Raw genomic sequence first — 1,190 nt, 5'->3', positions numbered from 1 at the left:
GTCGGTTACCTAGGTCCAGGTGGGGACGGCGGGGCCGGCGGGAGCGGCGGGCTGCTGAGCCCCGGCGGCACCGGCGGCACCGGCGCGCTGGGCATCACCACGGGCGGACATGGTGGGTCTGGCGGGACCGGCGGGCTGTTCAGCACCGGCGGAACCGGCGGCACTGGCGGTAGTGGCCTCGTCGCGGGCGGGGCAGGCGGGGCCGGCGGAAACGGGGCACTGATCGGTAGCGGAGGCTCCGGCGGTATCGGTGGGCAAGGTGCCCACATCGCCGGGGCCGGCGGCAACGGCGGAGACGCCGGCGCGATTGCCGGTTCCGGCGGCGCGGGCGGCGAGGGCGGGTCTGCACTGGGCAATGGCACCTCCGTCGGCGAGGGCGGAACCGGTGGGTCCGGCGGAAACGCCGGCATTCTCTACGGTTCCGGCGGAGCGGGTGGCGTCGGTGGTTTCAGCTCCGACGGCACCGGCGGCCACGGCGGCGCCGGGGGCACTGGCGGATGGATCGGCAATGGCGGTAATGGCGGTACCGGTGGTGCCTCCGCACCAGCCGAAGGCGGTCATGGCGGGACCGGCGGGGCGGCCAAGTTGATTGGCAATGGCGGAAATGGCGGCGCCGGCGGAACAGGTACCGCCACGGGTAACGCCGGCGCTGGTGGCAGTGGCGGCATGCTGCTCGGCGCGGCTGGGTTCAACGGAGACGGCACCATGCCGGCACCCGCTTCCCCGGTGCAGCAAACGGCACTCGGCCTTATCAATGCACCGGCTCAGACAATGTTCGGGCGACCCCTGATTGGCAACGGCATCAACGGCGCGCCGGGCACGGGAGCGGACGGCCTGCCGGGTGGAATTCTGATTGGCAATGGCGGTAACGGCGGCGCCGGCGCTGCCGGCCACAACGGCGGAACGGGCGGCGCTAGCGGCCTGCTCATGGGCTCCGGCGGCGCGGGCGGGGCCGGCGGCGACGGGACCACAACCGGCGGCGCCGGCGGAGCCGGCAGGCTCTTCGGCCTTGGCGGGGCCGGCGGACCCGGTGGATACAACGCCGGCGGCGTCGGCGGGGCAGGCGGTGCGGGCGGCAACACGTGGCTGTTCGGCACCGGCGGTGCAGGCGGTAGTGGCGGCCAAGGCAGCAGCATCGGCGGAGACGGCGGCAACGGTGGGGTCGGCGGCTACTTCGGTGGGGCCGGTGG

1 protein-coding gene is annotated in these 1,190 nt (G+C 74.7%); it reads left to right on the top strand.

Going from position 1 to position 1,190, the window contains the following annotated elements; all coding sequences use genetic code 11:
* Positions 1–1,190, top strand: a 1,190-nt coding sequence (locus BST12_RS32565) for a PGRS repeat-containing protein (protein ID WP_342746518.1), incomplete at both ends; no start/stop codon positions are given.

Source organism: Mycobacterium angelicum (genome assembly GCF_002086155.1).
Lineage (GTDB): Bacteria > Actinomycetota > Actinomycetes > Mycobacteriales > Mycobacteriaceae > Mycobacterium > Mycobacterium angelicum.
This window is presented reverse-complemented; position numbering and strand designations above follow the sequence as displayed.